The sequence below is a fragment of the Fundidesulfovibrio sp. genome (genome assembly GCF_058402725.1).
The window spans coordinates 1-3106 of the sequence record NZ_JBZVFJ010000249.1 but is presented as its reverse complement, the minus strand read 5'-3'; the positions used below and the strand labels follow the sequence as shown (position 1 = coordinate 3106).

The 3106-nt window shown below is 70.2% G+C and carries 3 protein-coding genes; 2 read left to right on the top strand and 1 reads right to left on the bottom strand.

The window, feature by feature from the left end; translation table 11 throughout:
• Positions 1-13 precede the first annotated feature (13 nt).
• Positions 14-703: a hypothetical protein gene (locus ACV4UX_RS18210; RefSeq protein ID WP_491594697.1), complete on the top strand. Its 690-nt coding sequence runs from the start codon at positions 14-16 to the stop codon at positions 701-703.
• 62 nt (positions 704-765) lie between these two features.
• Here the strand turns inward: ACV4UX_RS18210 and ACV4UX_RS18205 are convergent, their stop codons facing one another.
• Positions 766-1989 (bottom strand): ABC transporter permease, encoded by a 1224-nt coding sequence (locus ACV4UX_RS18205; RefSeq protein ID WP_491594696.1) that lies wholly within the window; start codon positions 1987-1989, stop codon positions 766-768.
• Between the two features lie 180 nt (positions 1990-2169).
• Between ACV4UX_RS18205 and ACV4UX_RS18200 the strand changes: the two genes are divergently transcribed.
• The gene (locus tag ACV4UX_RS18200) at positions 2170-2883 is read left to right on the top strand and encodes a substrate-binding periplasmic protein (RefSeq protein WP_491594695.1); all 714 of its coding nucleotides are present in this window, start codon (positions 2170-2172) and stop codon (positions 2881-2883) included.
• Positions 2884-3106 lie beyond the last annotated feature (223 nt).

The following is a 3106-nucleotide window of genomic DNA, read 5'->3' as shown; positions in this document are numbered from 1 at the left end:
GCAAGGAGGGATCATGAAACCGGACAAGCTCACCGCCGCAGAGCGCAAGGCCATCATGGACGATCTCCTGGGCCGTTTCGTCTGGCCCGTGGAAGAGGAATTCATGCACGAGGCCTTCGAGGTGGTCACGGACGTCGCGCGGCGCAAGCACGTGGTGCTCTGGCCCAGGGAGTCGGCCCGGGCGGAGCCGCCTTTCGGGCGCTGGCTGCACGAGATGGCTCACGCCCTGCTGGCGGAGTCCGTGCACCCGCAGTTCCGCAAGCCTTTCTTCGCCAAGGACACCGCCGCGCCCGTGCGCGCCACCTACACGCCGCTCTTCGAGGCGGCCCTGGACTGGTATGTGCAGGCCCTGCTCATGGAGGTGGCCCCCGGCCCCCAGGGCGCGGACCTCGACGAGCGCTTCCGCATGAGCGCCCACATGCTGCGCCAGGGGCAAGCCCTGCCAAGCGTGGAGTTCGTGGCCGACGCGGGGCTGGCCCTGGCGTCCTTCAAGCGCTGGCGCGGCCTGGAGATCGACACCCAGGGCAAGCTCAACCTGGTGGTGCGCGCCTTCGGCCGCGCGGACCCGGAAAAACCCACGATCTTCGGCTTGCAATCGCTCTCGCGGGGGCTCATGGAGGCCTTCGGGCTGCACACCGCCCGGCTGGTGTGCGAGAGGGGTTTCGAGCGTTGGCGCGTGGAGTCCCTGAAGCCGGCGGGATAGGCCGTTTCGCGAAAAGGCGGCGGGGCTGGCCCGCGCGGGGCCTGGGCGATGGAGAAGTCTATCTACTGGCGGTCGCGCAGCACGTGGAGCACCTCCACGTTGGCGGCCTGCCAGGCGGGGTAGGCCCCGGCCACGAAGCCCAGCAGGGCCGAGCCGGCCAGGGCCTGCGCGATGAGCCAGGCGTCGTAGACGTAGGGAAAGTTGCCCAGGGCGTACACCACCGTGAGCAGCCCCATGGCCGCCGCCACCCCGGCCGCGCCCCCGGCCATGCTCATCACCCCGGACTCCAGCAGGAACTGGCGGATGATGTCGCGCCGCCTGGCCCCCATGGCCCGGCGCACGCCGATCTCCAGCCTCCTGGCGCGCACCAGGAGGATCATGATGGAGAGGATGCCAAGCCCCCCCACCGCGAAGGAAAGGCTGGAACTGATGAGCCCCAGCACGGCCACAAGGTCCAGGGCCTGCTGCTTGAGCTGCATGGTGTCCTCGGCCGTGAGCACCGAGAAGTCGTCGCGCTTGCCGCCCGTGATGTTGTGGCGCTGGCGCATGAACGACTGGGCCTCGCGCTTGATGCGCGCGAAGTCCGTGCCGTCTGCCATCTGCATGAACACCCCCGTCACCCACGTCTGGTTGGCCATGCGCCGCATGTAGGTGGAGACGGGCACGAAGACCTGCTCGTCCTGGTCGGTGCCGGAAATGTCCGAGCCCTTTTCCTCCATGACGCCCACCACCGTGAGCCCGGCCCGGTAGACCGTGACCGTCTGGCCCAGGGCCTTCTCGGGGTCCCCGAAGAGACGCTGGGCGATCTTGAGGCCCAGCACCGCCACCTTGGCCTTCTCGCGCTCCTCCTCCCAGGTGAAGAAACGGCCTCGGTCGGGCTGGAAGCTGCGCACCTGGGGATAGTCCGGCCAGGTGGCCACCATCTGGCAGGCCACCTTGGTGTTGCCCGCGCGGATGGGCATGGTGCGCAGCACCACGGGCACGGCCTTCATCACCCCGGGCAGCGAGCGCATGAGCGCCAGGGAATCCTCGAACTGGAAGGTGGCCGCGCCTCCGGCGGTGCGCGCGCCGCCGTCGCGGGTGAAGCGCACCTGTCCGGCCATCACCGCGAAGAGGTTGGGGCCGAGCTTTTCCACTTCGATCTCGGCCTGGCGCATCATGGCCAGGGAGACGTGGCGCACCCCGGTGAGGGCCAGCGCGCCAAGGAACACGCCCAGCATGGCCAGCGCCGTGCGCAGCTTGTGGGTGGCCAGGGCCTGGAGCGCGATGCGCAGGCTCAGGAGCATGCGCGGCCCCAGGGGGCGGGTCGGGAGGTTTGCATGGGAGGTCTATAGCGCCGCGCGGCCCCTTCGGCAATGCGTCCAGCTTACGCTTGAATCCGGGGCCGAATGGTGACAAACTCTACCAATGATGGATGGGTTTCCCTCTGCGCCCCGGCTTCCCCGCGCCTTCACGAGGCCCTCGCCGTGATCCTGCGCGCCCACCTGCTGCTCCTGGCGCTTCTTGCGTTCGCCGGGCAGGCCGCCGCAGAGCCCCTGCGGATCGGTACCACCACCGCGCCTCCCATTTCCCAGCCCGACGGCAAGGGCCGTCTGGACCGGATCCTCGAGGAGGCCTTCCGCCGCGCCGGACTGGAGGCGCGCTTCGTCACCCTGCCCAGCGAGCGCTCCCTGCGCGAGGCCGATGCAGGCATGCTCGACGGCGACAACAACCGCGTGGCCGGGCTGGAGGCCACCTATCCCAACCTGGTGCGCGTGCCCGAGAGCAACATGAGCTACGAGTTCATGGCCTTCGCCGCGTCGCCGGGCGTGCGCGTGGAAGGCTGGCCGGACCTGGAACGCCTTGCCGTGGGGCACATCGTGGGCTGGAAGATCGTGGAGGAGAACCTGCGCGCGGCATCCGTCACCAAGGTGGCCACGCCGGAGGAGCTTTTCCGCCTGCTGGCCGGCGGCCGGGTGGACGTGGTGATCTACCACCGCCTCGGCGGCGAGCACTACGCGGACAGCCTGGGCCTCCAGGGCGTACGCGCGCTGGAGCCGCCCCTGGCCGTGCGCCCCATGTTCCTCTACCTCAACCGACGCCACGAGGACATCGCGGAGCGGTTGGCCCAGGCGCTGCGCGCCATGAAGGCCGACGGCCGCCACGCCGCACTCCTGGCCGGGGAGCGGCCCGCCCCCTAGCGGATTGTCGGCCGCGTCGCCGGGGATTGCCCGGTCCTTCGCGCTGTCGCCGTGCTCTCCGCGCCCGGTGGCTTCGCGTACAGCACGATTGTTCCGGCGCACCGCAGGCCGGGTCGGTCCCGGCGGGATTCCCGCTGCCGCCGGTGCATCCCTCCCGGCAGCGTCGAGTCGGCGCTTGCCGCAGGAGCGCGCGCGTGGCATAGGAATGCATGGGTTCCAAAGC

Bases quoted from the DNA above. Each gene is read 5' to 3' on its own strand.
- ACV4UX_RS18210 (WP_491594697.1), top strand. From the start codon at position 14: ATGAAACCGGACAAGCTCACCGCCGCAGAGCGCAAGGCCATCATGGAC.
- ACV4UX_RS18205 (WP_491594696.1), bottom strand. From the start codon at position 1,989: ATGCTCCTGAGCCTGCGCATCGCGCTCCAGGCCCTGGCCACCCACAAG.